15 protein-coding genes, 1 other RNA gene and 1 pseudogene are annotated in these 14951 nt (G+C 36.2%); 10 read left to right on the top strand and 7 right to left on the bottom strand.

All coding sequences use genetic code 11. The features are described 5' to 3' along the window. Positions 1–31 precede the first annotated feature (31 nt). Genes SJY44_RS14145 through SJY44_RS14135 form a run of 3 tightly spaced genes read left to right on the top strand, consistent with a single transcriptional unit; the run spans position 32 to position 3500 of the window. A complete protein-coding gene (locus tag SJY44_RS14145; RefSeq protein ID WP_396590229.1) occupies positions 32–517 on the top strand; it encodes a SixA phosphatase family protein in 486 nt (161 codons plus the stop codon). 3 nt (positions 518–520) lie between these two features. Continuing rightward, the gene (gene ppk1 / locus SJY44_RS14140) at positions 521–2602 is read left to right on the top strand and encodes a polyphosphate kinase 1 (protein WP_396590228.1); all 2082 of its coding nucleotides are present in this window, start codon (positions 521–523) and stop codon (positions 2600–2602) included. A 10-nt stretch (positions 2603–2612) separates the two neighbouring features. Next, positions 2613–3500 carry an exopolyphosphatase gene (locus SJY44_RS14135; protein WP_396590227.1) on the top strand — a complete coding sequence of 296 codons (888 nt, stop codon included), beginning with the start codon at positions 2613–2615 and terminating at the stop codon, positions 3498–3500. On the opposite strand, the gene SJY44_RS14130 is transcribed toward SJY44_RS14135, so the two are convergent. After that, positions 3501–4082, bottom strand: coding sequence for a tRNA-(ms[2]io[6]A)-hydroxylase (locus tag SJY44_RS14130; RefSeq protein WP_298927584.1), 582 nt, complete (start codon positions 4080–4082; stop codon positions 3501–3503). A gap of 94 nt (positions 4083–4176) precedes the next feature. Then, positions 4177–5897, bottom strand: a pseudogene (gene dnaX, locus SJY44_RS14125) (DNA polymerase III subunit gamma/tau). A 107-nt stretch (positions 5898–6004) separates the two neighbouring features. Between dnaX and rnpB the strand changes: the two are divergent. Then, positions 6005–6307: RNase P RNA component class A (rnpB, locus tag SJY44_RS14120), an RNA gene on the top strand. Positions 6308–6392: 85 nt separating this feature from the next. Here the strand turns inward: rnpB and SJY44_RS14115 are convergent. The 4 genes from SJY44_RS14115 to SJY44_RS14100 form a co-directional block, all read right to left on the bottom strand. Further along, on the bottom strand, positions 6393–6953 hold the full coding sequence (locus tag SJY44_RS14115) for a hypothetical protein (RefSeq protein ID WP_396590226.1): 561 nt from the start codon (positions 6951–6953) through the stop codon (positions 6393–6395). Positions 6954–7050: 97 nt separating this feature from the next. Further along, complete coding sequence (locus tag SJY44_RS14110) at positions 7051–7593, bottom strand: RsmD family RNA methyltransferase (protein WP_298927577.1); 543 nt, start codon at positions 7591–7593, stop codon at positions 7051–7053. After that, complete coding sequence (locus tag SJY44_RS14105) at positions 7593–8432, bottom strand: DUF3822 family protein (RefSeq protein ID WP_396590225.1); 840 nt, start codon at positions 8430–8432, stop codon at positions 7593–7595. The genes SJY44_RS14110 and SJY44_RS14105 overlap by 1 nt, the downstream gene beginning before the upstream one ends. Then, a complete protein-coding gene (locus SJY44_RS14100; protein WP_298927836.1) occupies positions 8410–9060 on the bottom strand; it encodes a hypothetical protein in 651 nt (216 codons plus the stop codon). The genes SJY44_RS14105 and SJY44_RS14100 overlap by 23 nt, the downstream gene beginning before the upstream one ends. 194 nt (positions 9061–9254) lie before the next feature. On the opposite strand from SJY44_RS14100, the gene SJY44_RS14095 reads away from it, so the two are divergent. The 6 genes from SJY44_RS14095 to SJY44_RS14070 are packed head-to-tail and all read left to right on the top strand — an operon-like array spanning position 9255 to position 14453. Then, positions 9255–10688, top strand: a complete 1434-nt coding sequence (locus SJY44_RS14095; RefSeq protein ID WP_396590224.1) for an ATP-dependent RecD-like DNA helicase — start codon at positions 9255–9257, stop codon at positions 10686–10688. 24 nt (positions 10689–10712) lie between these two features. Beyond that, a complete protein-coding gene (locus SJY44_RS14090; RefSeq protein ID WP_396590223.1) occupies positions 10713–11288 on the top strand; it encodes a DUF4126 domain-containing protein in 576 nt (191 codons plus the stop codon). Positions 11289–11329: 41 nt separating this feature from the next. Beyond that, complete coding sequence (kdsB, locus tag SJY44_RS14085) at positions 11330–12043, top strand: 3-deoxy-manno-octulosonate cytidylyltransferase (RefSeq protein ID WP_396592094.1); 714 nt, start codon at positions 11330–11332, stop codon at positions 12041–12043. After that, on the top strand, positions 12034–12738 hold the full coding sequence (locus SJY44_RS14080) for an HAD family hydrolase (RefSeq protein ID WP_298927570.1): 705 nt from the start codon (positions 12034–12036) through the stop codon (positions 12736–12738). Before kdsB ends, SJY44_RS14080 begins: the two co-directional genes overlap by 10 nt. Next, positions 12738–13865 carry an iron-containing alcohol dehydrogenase family protein gene (locus tag SJY44_RS14075; protein WP_396590222.1) on the top strand — a complete coding sequence of 376 codons (1128 nt, stop codon included), beginning with the start codon at positions 12738–12740 and terminating at the stop codon, positions 13863–13865. The genes SJY44_RS14080 and SJY44_RS14075 overlap by 1 nt, the downstream gene beginning before the upstream one ends. Before the next feature lie 48 nt (positions 13866–13913). After that, the gene (locus tag SJY44_RS14070) at positions 13914–14453 is read left to right on the top strand and encodes a 1-acyl-sn-glycerol-3-phosphate acyltransferase (protein ID WP_396590221.1); all 540 of its coding nucleotides are present in this window, start codon (positions 13914–13916) and stop codon (positions 14451–14453) included. Here SJY44_RS14070 and SJY44_RS14065 read toward each other — a convergent pair. After that, positions 14450–14944, bottom strand: a complete 495-nt coding sequence (locus tag SJY44_RS14065; protein WP_396590220.1) for a hypothetical protein — start codon at positions 14942–14944, stop codon at positions 14450–14452. The genes SJY44_RS14070 and SJY44_RS14065 overlap by 4 nt on opposite strands. Positions 14945–14951 lie beyond the last annotated feature (7 nt).

Genomic DNA, 14951 nt, shown 5'->3' with positions numbered 1-14951 from the left:
GTACTTTCTTAGCGTATAATCAAAAGGGACAATGAAAACAATCATCTTGGTAAGGCATGGAAAATCATCGTGGGATTATGAAGTTTCCGATAAGGACCGACCGTTAAAAGAAAGAGGAATCAATGATGCTCATATAGTAGCAAGAAACTTTAAGGCCAAAGACCTTCAAATAGATTTTGCTTATTCAAGCCCTGCAAATAGAGCCTTGCATACCAGTATGATTTTTTTGAGAAACCTTGAGTTTGATTTAAGCAATTTTCAAGTAAACGAGACGCTTTATGATTTTTCTGGACAAAGTGTCAAGGCATTTGTGGACGGCTTTGATAATAAAATGAACACAGTACTGATTTTTGGGCATAATTATGCATTCACAAACCTTGCAAATACTTGGGGAGATCAGTATATTGAAAACGTTCCCACATCTGGACTGGTGCAAATTAAGTTTGATACCAATGAATGGTCTAAAATTTCAAAGGGAACCACAGAAGAAATAATCTTTCCAAAACAGCTGAAATAATAAATGATTAAAGTTAAGAACGAGTACGTAAACAGGGAAATTAGTTGGTTGCACTTTAATGCGCGTGTGCTTCAAGAAAGTGCAGATAAAAAAGTACCGCTAATCGATAGACTCCGGTTCCTTGGTATTTTCAGTAATAACCTAGATGAGTTTTTCAAAGTAAGGTATGCAACTGTAAAACGTATTGTAGATGCAGGTAAAAAAGGAAAAAGTGTTTTAGGGGGAGAAAAAGCTCAAGACTTGTTGGAAGAAATTACAAAGATTGTAATTGCGCAACAAGCAAGAAGTCTTGAAATTCTTAATAGTATTGAAGAAGAACTTAGGACGGAAAATATTTTTATTATAGATGAGAATGAGATAGATGAAACTCAAGCAGAATTTATAAGGGATTATTTCTTCAAAAAAGTCAACCAAGAGTTGATGACCATTATCCTAAATGATTTAACTGAATTTCCATTATTGAAGGATACTGCAGCCTACTTAGCTGTTAAGATGGTGATGGCAAATGATGAGACATCAGGAACCAATGGGAATAATAGATATGCCTTAATTGAAATCCCCAAGGGGATTGACCGCTTTATAGTGCTTCCCAAACAAGGAGAGAAAAACTATATCATCATTTTGGATGACCTCATACGGTATTGTTTGGATAGTGTTTTTACCATGTTCGAGTTTGAATCCATTAGTGCACACATGATAAAAATTACCCGTGATGCCGAATTGGATATTGACAATGATTTGACAAAAAGTTTTATAGAAAAAATTTCTTCCAGTGTAGAACATAGAAAAATTAGTGACCCGGTGCGTTTTGTCTATGATAAAAGAATAGATAAGGATACGTTACAGTTTCTAAAAGAGAAAATGAATATTGTTAACACAGATAGTGTTATTCCAGGGGGGAGATACCATAACAGAAGAGATTATATGGGTTTCCCAAGTTTAGGTAGGCACGATTTGATGTACAAAAAAATTGAACCTCTACCAGTTAAAGGTTTAAGCATGACAGGAAGCCTTCTGGAGCAAATACACCAAAAAGATTATTTAATCTATACCCCATATCATACATTTACTTATGTTACCAAGTTTTTAAGAGAGGCAGCTCTTGACCCAAAGGTGCGTGCTATAAAGATTACCGTGTACCGTTTGGCAAATGATAGTCAAATAGCTTCTGCTTTGATAAATGCTGTAAAAAATGGAAAGCAAGTTACCGTACAGATTGAGTTGCAAGCAAGGTTTGATGAGCAAGCAAATATTCAATATGCGAATCAGTTGCAGGCAGAAGGCATCAACTTAATTTTTGGCGTCCCAGGACTTAAGGTGCATAGTAAAATCTGTTTAATTGAAAGGGAGGAAACAGAAGGAATCAAAAGATATGGTTTTATAAGCACAGGAAACTTTAATGAATCTACAGCCAAGATTTATACAGATTATACCCTTTTCACTGCTCATGAAGGAATACTAAAAGAGATGGGCAAGGTCTTTGAATTCTTTGAGACCAATTACAAAATAAACAAGTATAAACATCTTATTTTATCCCCGCATTATACAAAATCAACATTTATTAAGCTAATTGATAATGAGATAGAAAATGCACTCGCGGGTCAAGAAGCTTATATTAAAGTTAAAATGAACAGCCTCACTTCCTATAAGATGGTTGATAAGTTATACGAAGCAAGTAGGGCAGGGGTAAAAGTTCAATTGATTATAAGAGGGGTTTGTTGCCTAATTCCTGGAGTTGAGGGGATGAGTGAGAATATTGAGGCAATCAGTATAGTGGATAAATTCTTGGAACACCCTAGATTGTTCATTTTTGGGAATCAAGGGGACCCAAAAATATATCTCTCATCAGCTGATTGGATGACCAGAAATCTTGATTTTAGGGTAGAGGTAGGTTGTCCTATTTATGACCAGGACATTAAACAAGAACTATTGGATACATTTAATATTTCTTGGCAGGATAATCTTAAAGCGCGGGTTTTTTCTGATAAGCAGGACAACGCTTATAGAGAAAAAGAGGAAACAAGTCCTGGGTTAAGGTCTCAGTTTAAACTTTATGATTATTACCAAGATAAGCTAGAATCCTAATTTTGCTAAATTGATAATAAGAAAATTTGCAGCGATTGACATTGGATCTAATGCAATTAGATTATTGATAAACAATGTAATAGAGCAGAAGGGTAAGCCAACTACATTCAAAAAAAGCGAATTGATAAGGGTTCCAGTCCGCTTGGGAGAAGATTCCTTTATTAAAGGTGAAATATCTGAAGGAACCTTGAATCGCCTTACCAAGACCATGAAATCTTTTGATTTATTAATGCAAGTATATGGTGTGGAGAAGTATATGGCCTGTGCAACTTCAGCGTTAAGAGAGGCAAATAATGGTCGCGAGGTCGTGGAACACATATACAAAGACTCTGGAATAAAGATTGATATCATTGATGGAAAGAAGGAGGCGTCAATTATAGCTTCTACTGATTTAAAAGACCTAATTAACAATGATAGATCATATCTATATGTTGATGTGGGCGGTGGAAGTACTGAGTTTACCATTTTTGATCAAGGAAATCTCATTTCTTCAAAATCATTTAAAATAGGTACAGTAAGAATCTTGAATGATTTGGTAAAAGATTCTGTGTGGGATGAAATAAAGGAATGGATAATGTCTCATTTTAATAAAGAAAGCAAGGTTGAAATCATAGGTTCCGGTGGAAACATTAATAAATTGCATAAAATGTCAGGTAGAAAAATGGGGCAGCCTTTATCTTTTATTTGGCTGAATGCGCAGTACCATTTTTTGAATAGTATGGAGTACGATGATAGGATTTCAGAACTAGGACTAAATCAAGATAGGGCTGATGTGATCATACCTGCCGCAAAAATATTTTTATCTGCTGCAAAATGGAGCGGGGCAAAGAAAATACATGTTCCTAAAATTGGATTGGCGGATGGTATGATAAAAACACTTTACTATCAATCCCTATAACTATCCGTGGATAGTTTCCTTCTTGCCCAATTTTTGCATTAATGTGGCCTCATGGTCCAGAAGTTGTTGCCATTTTTTGTCCACAAGCTCTCGTTCTCCATATTTTCGAGCAAATTTCAGGAACATCGTATAGTGATTTGCCTCACTGACCATGAGATCACGGTAAAAATCGGCAAGCTCTTTATCATTTATTTCTTCTGAAAGTAGTCTGAAACGTTCGCAACTCCTTGCTTCAATCATTGCAGCATATAGGAGTTTATGAACCAGATGTGTTTCTTTGCTTCCTCCTTTAGGAAAAAATTTCATTAATTCAAGCACATACTCGTCTTTGCGTTCGCGTCCCAATACCCAGCCTCGTTTTACGATTTTGTCATGAACCATGTTAAAATGCCCCATTTCTTCTCTTGCCAATGAGGTCATCTCTTTTACCAGATCAGATTTTTCTGGAAATCCAATAATAAGGGATATGGCCATGCTGGCAGCTTTTTGTTCGCAATACGCATGGTCTGTTAGAATTTCCTCAATGTTCTTTTCAACAATGTTTACCCATCTTGGGTCTGTAGGTAGTTTTAGGCCGAGCATTTATAAGTTTTTAGTAAAATAATCCACCAACAAAGATAGCGGTATTCCTTATAAAGTTTTATGAACGGTAAAATGATATACTTGGGAGGTTGTTTTAAAAATCCAAATCAAATTCTTTACGGAGAATATCTATGGCCGGATTTTTCTCTCTAAGTTTTTGATATTTCTCTTCGGGGGTAAAAGCAAATTTTTTGGCAACAATTTCATTTACAGTTATGTGCAATGAAATGGAGTAATTATTCATTTTTTCCTTCAAATAATCTAACATGAGGCTTTGTTCCCGCTCCACTTCTTTTTTCATTGTATCATTTGGAAGCTCTATCCAAATAACATAATTGTCTTTTAGTTTTGGAATATCGGTTTGAAGATTACTAGCCAATATTTTACGCCCCTTATCCTCTAATTGTTGTACAAAATCGTTCCAATGTTTTTGCATGTCTTCTTCTGCAAATGGTTGCTTTGGAAGTTCTTTATGGTCAGTTGGTGGGGCCTTCACATTTTCATGTGCTTTTTTTGCCTTGATGCTGGATAATGATAATCCAGACACTCTATTTTCTGGGGATTTTAGTTGGATTTTCTTAACCGGCGGTGGAGTACGTACTTCAGGTTTGAATACTTCAACAGGCGGTTTTATATCCTTTACAGCTTCTTTTACTTCTTGCTTTTCTTCAACTTTTTTGGCTATCGGGACACCATTGGATTTTGATTCTGAAGTGAAAAATGAAGCTGGAATTATGAAATCAGAGTTTTTTTTTCTCCATCAAAAGTGATGGACGCCAATTTCATGATAGTAAGTTCAACGAGCAAATGTTGATTTTTACTGGTTTTGTACTTTAGGTCGCAATCATTGGCCATATCCAAAGCTTCTAACAAAAATTCCTTTTGAACCTTCTTGGATTGCTCTTGATAGTGTTGCTTAACATCTTCCCCAACTTCTAACAGTGACAAGGTCTCTTTATGTTGACATACCATTAAATCCCTAAAATGTGTAGCTAAACCAGAAATAAAGTGATGCCCATCAAAGCCATGGGATAATGTTTCATTAAAAAGAACAAGCAAGTCGGGAATCTTGTTTTCAAGAATCAAATCGGTTGCAGTAAAATAGGTGTCATAATCCAGAACATTTAAGTTCTCGGTAACGGCCTTTCTGGTAAGCTCCTTTCCTGAAAAACTAACAACTCTGTCAAAAATAGAGAGCGCATCGCGCATTGCACCGTCTGCTTTTTGTGCTATAACGTGTAAAGCACTTTCCTCAGCCTTAATCCCTTGTTGTTCAGCAATGTATTTTAAATATTCAGCAGCATCTTTGACGGTAATGCGCTTAAAGTCAAAAATTTGACAACGAGAAAGAATGGTAGGGATTATTTTATGTTTCTCTGTAGTGGCTAAAATAAAAATGGCATGTTTCGGTGGTTCCTCCAACGTTTTTAGAAAAGCATTAAAGGCAGATTGCGAAAGCATATGTACTTCATCAATAATATAGACCTTATATTTTCCAACTTGCGGAGGTATTCGAACTTGATCTATAAGACTACGTATGTCATCTACTGAGTTGTTGGAAGCGGCATCCAACTCAAAAATGTTAAATGCAAAATCTTCATCTTCTTGATGGGTACCATCTTCATTTATTTTTTTTGCTAAAATACGGGCACAAGTAGTTTTGCCAACACCTCTTGGGCCACAAAACAAAAGCGCTTGTGCCAAATGATTGTTGTCAATAGCGTTTAGCAAAGTATTGGTAATAGCACCCTGGCCCACAACATCTTTAAAGGTCTGGGGACGATACTTTCTGGCAGATACTACAAAGGGTTCCAAATCAAGAAAATTTTGGATTACTACAAATATAAAAATTGGAATCTGCAAAGCTACTTAAGCTTTGCATAGTAAGCCTTTTTTTATTAACAATTGCTTTACCTTTGCAGACAGCAGGCCACCTTATCGCTGAAATCTTGAGCAATTAAGATTGAAGAGGAAAGTCCGGACACCACAGTGCAACATAGCGGGTAACGCCCGTCAGCCGAGAGGCAAGGACAAGTGCAACAGAAAGCAAGTACAGTTAGGCTGTAGTGAAATCAGGTAAACTCTATGTGGTGAAACGTCATGTAAACCAATGTTTGAGGGCTGCACGCCCAAGTTGGAGGGTAGGCGGTTGGAACTTTTGGGTAACTAAAAGTCTAGATAAATGATAAGGCTAGACAGAATCCGGCTTATGGCCTGCTTTTTTAAACAAAGAGTCACCAAATTTTACATTTGGTGATTCTTTGCTTTATTAAGAGACCATCTCTTGTTTTAAAGAGGTCTTTGAATGAGCTATTTTTTTCTCCAAACGGAGACCGCTTTAATTTTGACTACAAACTCAATTCCATCTTGATTTACGGTTTCTTCAACGTTCTGGGTCATTACCAACTCGTTATTTGAGTTAAAGGCAATTTGTGCAACTTGTTGCTCAGAGGTTTCGCTTAAACTGATTCCGTCTGCTTCAAATTCATACAAATTTCCATCAATGGTAATATCGTTTCCATTTAGGGCGTAAGTACCAGTTTCTGAAACATCAGTAATAGAAACCGGATCGAAATCTGTTGGTATACCATTTATTGTACCGGTGGTGATAAGGTCATAACCGCCCACTACGGTATATTCTGTTTCCGTAAAGGTAACGTCATAGTTAAAATTTTCACCAACCGAAGTGGTTGAAGTTTGTATAGGAACTTGTAAAAGATTGGTGTTAACATTAGAATCTGCATTAAGTGAAATTACTGTCCAGGTTCCTAACAAAGATTCTACATCTACTGGAGATGTACTGTCGTCTTCACTACAGGAATTAAAAAAGAACACGGCAAAAAGAGCTATAAGAAGTTTGAAGGATTTCATAATTTCCATTGGGGTATAAGGTTTTATATCTAGCTAACGAATCTAAACCATAAAACGTATTTATGAAATGTACACTTCTAAAGAGTATGGATGAATTTTATTGGTCTTTTTCAAAAAAACTAAATACACTTCCACCATACTTTCTACTTTCTTTAAAGTATGGGTTTTTAGATAGATCAGTTTGATCAGAGTGTTCTAAAATTAAAAGTCCATCTTCCAATATCAATTCCTTTTCAAAAACTAAATCCACAATTTTGTAAAACTTGTCATCTTCAAAACTATACGGAGGGTCACCAAAGACTATGTTTGTCTTTTGTTTGGATCTTTCCAAATATTTGAAGACATCGGATTTTATTACTGAAATAGGGAAGCTAAGCTCTTTGGTTATTTTTGAAATGTATTGTACGCAACCCGTAAAACTGTCCACAGATATTATTTCAACAGCACCTCTGGAAGCAAATTCAAAACTTATGTTTCCAGTACCAGCAAAAAGATCTAGCACTTTAAGTTCACCTATATGAAAACGGTTATTTAAGATATTGAAGAGTCCTTCTTTGGCCATATCTGTGGTGGGCCTAACAGGGAGTTTTTTAGGTGCAGTAAGTCTTTTGCCTTTATATTTTCCTGAGATAATACGCATTACAGAGAGCTTAATACTGTAAAATCTATCGCTTGATCCTCCAACTGTTCCAATGGATATGAAGAGTTGTTTGGCGCAAAAACGGAAACATGTTTTATATAACGATAGCACAGCTCATAGATAGCATCGCCCTCTTCAACAAGTCCAAAAAGTTTAAGTTGTGTATTCTCTAAATTCAATTGTAATTGTTCCAAACTAAAGAGTAAGTAATAGAGAAAATCCTCTTTGGTTTTATATTCGAAATGATTGTAAAAAAGAAGTTTTTTTTCTGAAATAACTACAGCTTCCATTTCCTTTTCAGAAACCTGCACATAGCAAATAGGGTCCCTAGATGCGCTACTTTGGTTTAAAAGTGTTCCTATTAGGATAGTGCCACTGTGTTTAAATTCAAATTCCCCAAAAAGATCAAAAATATAATTGTTCACATTGGTAAAAGGGATGTAAACATTGACCATATCATGATTCATTATCTCATCAAAAACAATATGGTCATTTGCCATAATTTTGGCATTGAACTTAAGATAATTGGGCAATTCTTCTTTATTGAAAAGTGTTTTGGGCACTAAACCAAATAAACCATTTTTATGTATAACCATGACTTCTGAAAAATCACTGTCGGCAATATTGTGTTGATTTAATGCTGATTTTAGCTCTTTGAGTATTAGATAAGGGGTAGAGGATGTTTTGAAAAGTACTTTTTCGAAAACGAGTATTTCATTGGATATGGTGTCCAGCACACAAAAAGAAAGTCCATTCAGGCCAACCTGAATGGACAATTTTTTGAAAGTATTATTGTTAGATGTTGAATCTTCTATGCTATTGTTTCTTTTTTCTGTCATAAATAGGAGGCCAATTTCCGTTTGTGCTTACATCTGTTAGTGAGCCAACTTTAATTTCGGTACCATTTACTTCTTCAACACTTTGATGGGCATTCTCTCTTGATAACAAGTCTTTTGGCTGATCATAAAGAATAATATTTTTCTTAGCCTTAGCTTCAAAAACATGTGCTTTGTAACCCTGTTTATCAATAATGTCGGCCTTCATTTCAAATTTCTCACCTCCTTGGGCATAAGGCACTTCCATCATAGTTTTATACCGATCATCATTTTTAAATATAGAATCTTTGACTTTTACGAACCCTAGAGTGTCAATGATAATTGTATCTTTTTGAAGTTCAATCCCATAGGTTTTATCAAACCTCATAAAAGATGAATCTCTTTGCTGGGTGATGGTATAGCTTCCAGTATCTACAAATTTAACCAAGCTGCCAAAGTCCTTGGCAAACCTGCCATTTACTGTTTTGTAAGCTTCTTGGGAATCCCTAATATCTTTAAGCTTAGCAATGACTTGAGAAAATCTTTCCTTTCTAACCTTATTAAATTCAATAGGTGCATTAATAGATTGATAAATTTTATACCCTAAGAAAATACTTAGGAGACCAAAGACAATAACAAGAATTGGTTTTATCTTTTGAGGTAAATATTTATCAATTAAGAATACTAGGCCTATGGTCAAAAGGCAAATAACTAAAACGATAATAATTAAGTTTAACATACTAATATTGTCTTTCTGAGTTAATTTAGCGGTTACAGACAAATCTACAATTTTTTTTTAATCACGAAACTTTTTGCTTTAAAAATCCATCCTATCTTTAGAAGCTTATGAATGATCTTACATCTTCTGGATTTTTAACCATATTAATTGAAAAATTCCCGCATAATCCAACAATTAAACAGGGTTTGGCAATGGAAAAACTTTCCAGTTTTGTTTTAAATGATAACAAAGAAGAGGTTTTTCTACTTACAGGATTTGCTGGTACTGGTAAAACTACTATTGTTGGAACCATTGTAAGTAGTCTGTGGAAAGTGAAAATGAGTTCTGTTTTGATGGCCCCAACAGGTCGTGCGGCAAAGGTCATGTCAGTTTACTCAGGCAACAAAGCTTTTACCATACATAAAAAAATATATTTCCCCAAAAAACAGACTGGGGGAGGTATCCAATTCGTTTTAGCGCCCAATAAGCATAGAAATACACTTTTTATTGTCGATGAAGCTTCTATGATTCCGGATACACCAGCAGATTCCAAGCTTTTTGAAAATGGTTCCTTGCTTGATGACCTGATGTTTTATGTGTATTCTGGTCATAATTGTAAATTAATGTTGATTGGTGATACGGCACAATTACCACCCGTTAAATTAGATTTGAGCCCGGCGTTGGAAGAACAAAGGCTTTCCTTGAATTATAATAAGGATGTTGAACATTTGGAATTGGACGAGGTAATGAGACAGACCAGTGACTCAGGAATTCTATACAATGCAACTAACCTTAGAGAGCAATTACAATCTCATTTTTTCGATGAATTCAAATTTGAGGTAAATACATTCAAAGATGTTGTAAGATTGATTGATGGCACTGAAATACAGGAAGCTATCGATTCATCATATAGTCAAAATGGAAAGGAAGAGACCGCAATAATAGTTCGTTCCAACAAACGTGCAAACCTGTATAACCAAAATATAAGGGAAAGGATTCTGTTTTTGGACAATGAGTTGGCCGTAGGGGATTATATGATGGTGGTAAAGAATAATTACTTCTGGTTAAAACCAAATTCAGAAGCAGGGTTCATTGCAAATGGGGATATAATTGAAGTATTGGAGTTGTTTTCTATTAAGGAATTGTACGGATTTTCGTTTGCCGAGGTAAAAGTAAAAATGGTGGATTACCCAAACCAAAGACCATTTGAAACAGTACTTCTACTAGATACCATAAATGCAGAAACACCTTCACTTTCCTATGAAGAAGGCAACAGATTGTATCAAGAAGTAATGAAGGACTATGCCCATGAAAAATCAAAATACAAAAAGTTTTTAGGTGTAAAGAACAATAAATTCTTCAATGCACTGCAGGTTAAATTCTCATATGCCATAACATGTCATAAATCACAAGGAGGACAATGGGATAACGTCTTTGTGGAACAGCCATATTTACCCAACGGAGTGGATAAGGACTATTTAAGATGGTTGTATACCGCGGTTACAAGAGCTAAGCAAAAACTATTTTTAATAGGATTTAAAGATGATTTTTTTCTTGACTAGGAATAACTTATTTTAGACACAACCATGGGAATAGCACCAGATACAATAATAAGCATATTTTTAGGTATAGGCTTAGCTGCTTCAGTGGGCTTTAGAGTTTTCTTACCTCTTTTTGCACTCAGCTTAGCTGCATATTTAGGTGTGTGGGAACTTAATGAAAGCTGGCAGTGGATAGGAAGTTTAGCAGCCCTTATTGCCCTTGGAGTTGCCACTTTTGTTGAAATCTTTGCTTATTTCATCCCTTGGGTAGATAATGCGTTAGATAGTGTGGCGGTTCCGTTAGCTGCCATCGCAGGAACTGCGGTAGTTGTATCTACAGTAGCAAATTTAGATCCTGTTGTTACTTGGTCTTTAGCAATCATTGCGGGAGGAGGAACGGCGACAGCAATTAAAGGAGCAAATGCTGCGGGCAGGTTAACATCTACAGCAACCACTGGAGGAATTGCAAACCCCATTGTGGCGACCGTAGAAACAGGAACTGCAGTTGCGGTCTCCACGGCATCTATATTGGTGCCCCCAATAGCAGCTATTTTGGTTATTATAATATTGGTTATCATTTTTAGGATTTACCGCAAGCTGAGACCAAAACCAAAGAGGTAATTTTATCAAATTAATTAATAATAGGAGTGAAGATAATTTCTATGATACCCGCGAGGTACCAGGCCTCAAGATTTCCTGCAAAACTAATGCAAGACCTAGGCGGGAAACCGGTCATTGTGCGAACATATGAGGCAGCTGTGCAAACGGGCTTATTTGATGAGGTCCATGTGGTAACGGATAGTGATATCATCTTCGAAACCATTTCGGGGATAGGCGGACAAGTGCTTATGAGCAAAAATGAGCACGAAAGTGGCAGTGATAGAATTGCCGAGGCCGTGGAGGATATGGACGTTGATATTGTAATTAATGTTCAAGGAGATGAACCCTTTATCGATGGGGAGAGTTTGAAAAAAGTTATTGAAGTATTTAAACTGGATGCTGAAAAAGAAATAGACTTGGCCTCTCTGATGACCCCAATCACAGATTGGGATGAAATTTCCAACCCAAACACCGTAAAAGTAATAGTGGACAATCAAGATTTTGCACTTTACTTTTCACGCTCACCGATTCCTTACCCCAGAGATACAAATGTTGAGGCAACTTATTTTAAGCATAAAGGAATTTACGCCTTTAGAAAAAGAGCTTTGTTGGATTTTCAGCGATTGCCAATGCTTCCATTAGAGGCAAAGGAAAAAATAGAGGCAATCCGATTTTTGGAGTACGGAAAAAAAATTAAAATGGTGGAAACACACGTTACTGGCATAGAAATTGACACCCCAGAGGACTTAGAACGCGCTAAAAAGGCATGGAAATAGATTTTAAGGATATTAAGGTAATAGGCTTTGACGCTGATGACACCCTATGGGTGAACGAAACCTATTTTAGGGAAACCGAAGAACGTTTTGCAGAATTATTGGAAGGCTACGAAACCAAAAACAAAGTAGATCAGGAGCTTTTTAAAATGGAGATGGAGAACTTGGAGCTTTATGGTTATGGCGTAAAAGGGTTTGTTCTTTCCATGATAGAATCGGCACTTGATTTATCAAACGGCAAGATTCCTCAAGAAACCATTTTAGAAATTTTAAACCTTGGCAAAAAGATGATTTCTCATCCTGTAGAATTATTGGACGGGGTAGAGGAGGTGCTAAGCAAGTTGGCCGATAAATACAGGTTAATAGTACTTACCAAAGGAGATTTACTGGATCAAGAACGAAAATTGGATAAATCGGGAATTTCTAAATACTTTCACCATGTGGAGGTACTTAGCGATAAAAAAGAGAACAATTACAGCAACTTATTGGAACATTTGGAGATTAATGTCAGTGAGTTTTTAATGATTGGAAATTCTTTAAAGTCGGATGTATTACCTATATTGAATATTGGGGCGAAGGCAGTACATGTGCCTTTCCATACAACTTGGGCACATGAAATGGTTACAGATGCGGAACAAGTGAACAATCATTTGAAGTTGAATAGCTTAAAGGACATTTTGAAGTATTTGGATAACTGATGAAGACAGAGAACAATTTGAAGAAAAAGGAAATTACATCAAATCAGAACACTTCGTACCGCAATTTCCCCATGGTGCCGAGAGTAGTTTTTGGTCAGGGAAGTTTTAATCAATTAGGTGATGTCTTATTGCCCAAACGTCATAATTCTGAAGCTCCATTTATTTTTTTAATAGATGATTTTTTTGAAGATAAAGGGTTAGTAGGTCGTATTCCAATAATGTTCAATGATGAAATCATTTTTGTATCTGCTGAGGAAGAACCAAAGACAGAACAGGTAGATGCTATAGTCCAAAGAATCAGAGAAACATTTGAAGAATCACCATCTGGAATTATTGGCATAGGTGGCGGAACCCTGTTAGATTTGGCTAAGGCGGTTGCCATACTTTTAAATAATAAAGGTAAAGCTCAAGACTATCAAGGATGGGATTTAGTTAGTAAACCATCTCTGTACCATGTTGGAATCCCCACAATTAGTGGTACGGGAGCAGAAGTTTCTAGAACAACGGTTCTGCTAGGCCCTGAGAAAAAACTTGGAATCAATTCTGACTTTACTACGTATGACCAGGTAATCTTAGACCCAGATTTAACAATTACAGTACCAAAAGAACAATGGTTCTTTACAGGTATGGACTGTTTTATTCATTGTATAGAATCGTTGAATGGAACATATTTAAATGCATTTAGTCAAAGCTATGGAGAGAAAGCCCTTGAGCTTTGTATTGAAGTTTTTTTAGAAGATGTTTCAATTGAAGAATCAAGAGATAAATTGATGATGGCCTCTTGGCATGGAGGTATGAGTATTGCCTATTCTCAAGTAGGGATTGCCCATGCTATGAGCTATGGACTTTCCTACCTTCTTGGCATTAAACATGGAATAGGAAACTGCTTGGTTTTTCAACATCTCGAGGAATTTTATCCAGAAGGAGTTCAGTTATTTCACAGAATGGTGGAAAAACATAGCATTCACCTTCCGCAAGGAGTTTGCGCTAATTTGACACAGAATGATTTTGATATATTGGTAAATGTTGCGTTGGGCATGGAAGCCCTTTGGGAAAATGCGCTAGGAAAAGATTGGAAAAATATCATGACTCCAGAGCGTCTTCAAGAAATTTATCAAAAAATATAGGGCTTTGGCCCACTTCTACATTTCACATAAGTAGATTAAACAAAATGCATGCACAAGCTTTCCAAGTTTTTATATTTTAAAGTTTTAGGCTGGAAGCTCATTGGTTCATTTCCCAATGTGGATAAATGTGTGGTAATTGTGGTTCCACATACGCATTGGATGGATTTCTTTTTGGGGTTAATAGTCCGCAAAGTACTTAATGAAGAAATCAATTACATAGGAAAGAAAAGCCTTTTTAAACCTCCATTCGGATGGTTTTTTAGGTGGACAGGTGGTGCGCCAATAGATCGTTCAAAAAGTTCCAATACGGTTGAAAGTATTGTTGAGATTTTCAGGGAAAGAAAGATTTTCAGGTTTGCATTAGCACCAGAGGGTACCCGAAAAAAAGTAACTGAACTAAAAACTGGGTTTTACCATATCGCAGTAATGGCCCAAGTACCCATTGTAGCTGTTGCTTTTGACTTTGGAAAAAAACAAGTCAAAATATCAGAAGCTATTTACCCCACAGGTGAAATGAAAGAAGATTTTAAAATATTCCATGAGTTCTATAAAGGAGTTTTAGGCAAAATACCTGGATATAGTTTTTAAATTTTATTTAAAAGCTTAGGTTTAGGCTTTTCCGTCTTTTTTGTATTCCCCGGAAATACAATGTTTGTACTTGAATAAGAACCACCAAAGGTAACGGCGGCAGAATATACTTGGTTTATGGCATCCACAACTTGATGCCCCGAAAGTTCCATTAACGGATGAGTGAAAACTGACCAGATAATCTCATCACTTAAAGCATACTTTACATCTAATGCGGAATGAAAGTTAGCTACAAATGCATTTAATAATTCTTCCTCCCCAATTTCTTCACGTTTAACAATAGGTGAGATAATGCGCATTCTGTTGGCATTCTCATCGTAAATACAAATCAGCACGGTCTCTTTCAATAAGAACTGAATGGAATTGCCATTAGCCTTAACCGTATCGGCCTCTTGTTCTATGATTTCAAGAAGTTGGGTAGAGGTCATTTCTTGAGAATACGAGATTCCAAGAGTAAGGAACAGAACAAAACTGACAATTATGATACGCATGGCGGAA

The sequence above is a fragment of the Allomuricauda sp. R78024 genome, assembly GCF_044596045.1.
In the GTDB taxonomy this organism is placed as follows: domain Bacteria; phylum Bacteroidota; class Bacteroidia; order Flavobacteriales; family Flavobacteriaceae; genus Flagellimonas.
The sequence above is the reverse complement of the archived record's forward strand: the minus strand, read 5'-3'. Positions and strand labels throughout refer to the sequence as shown.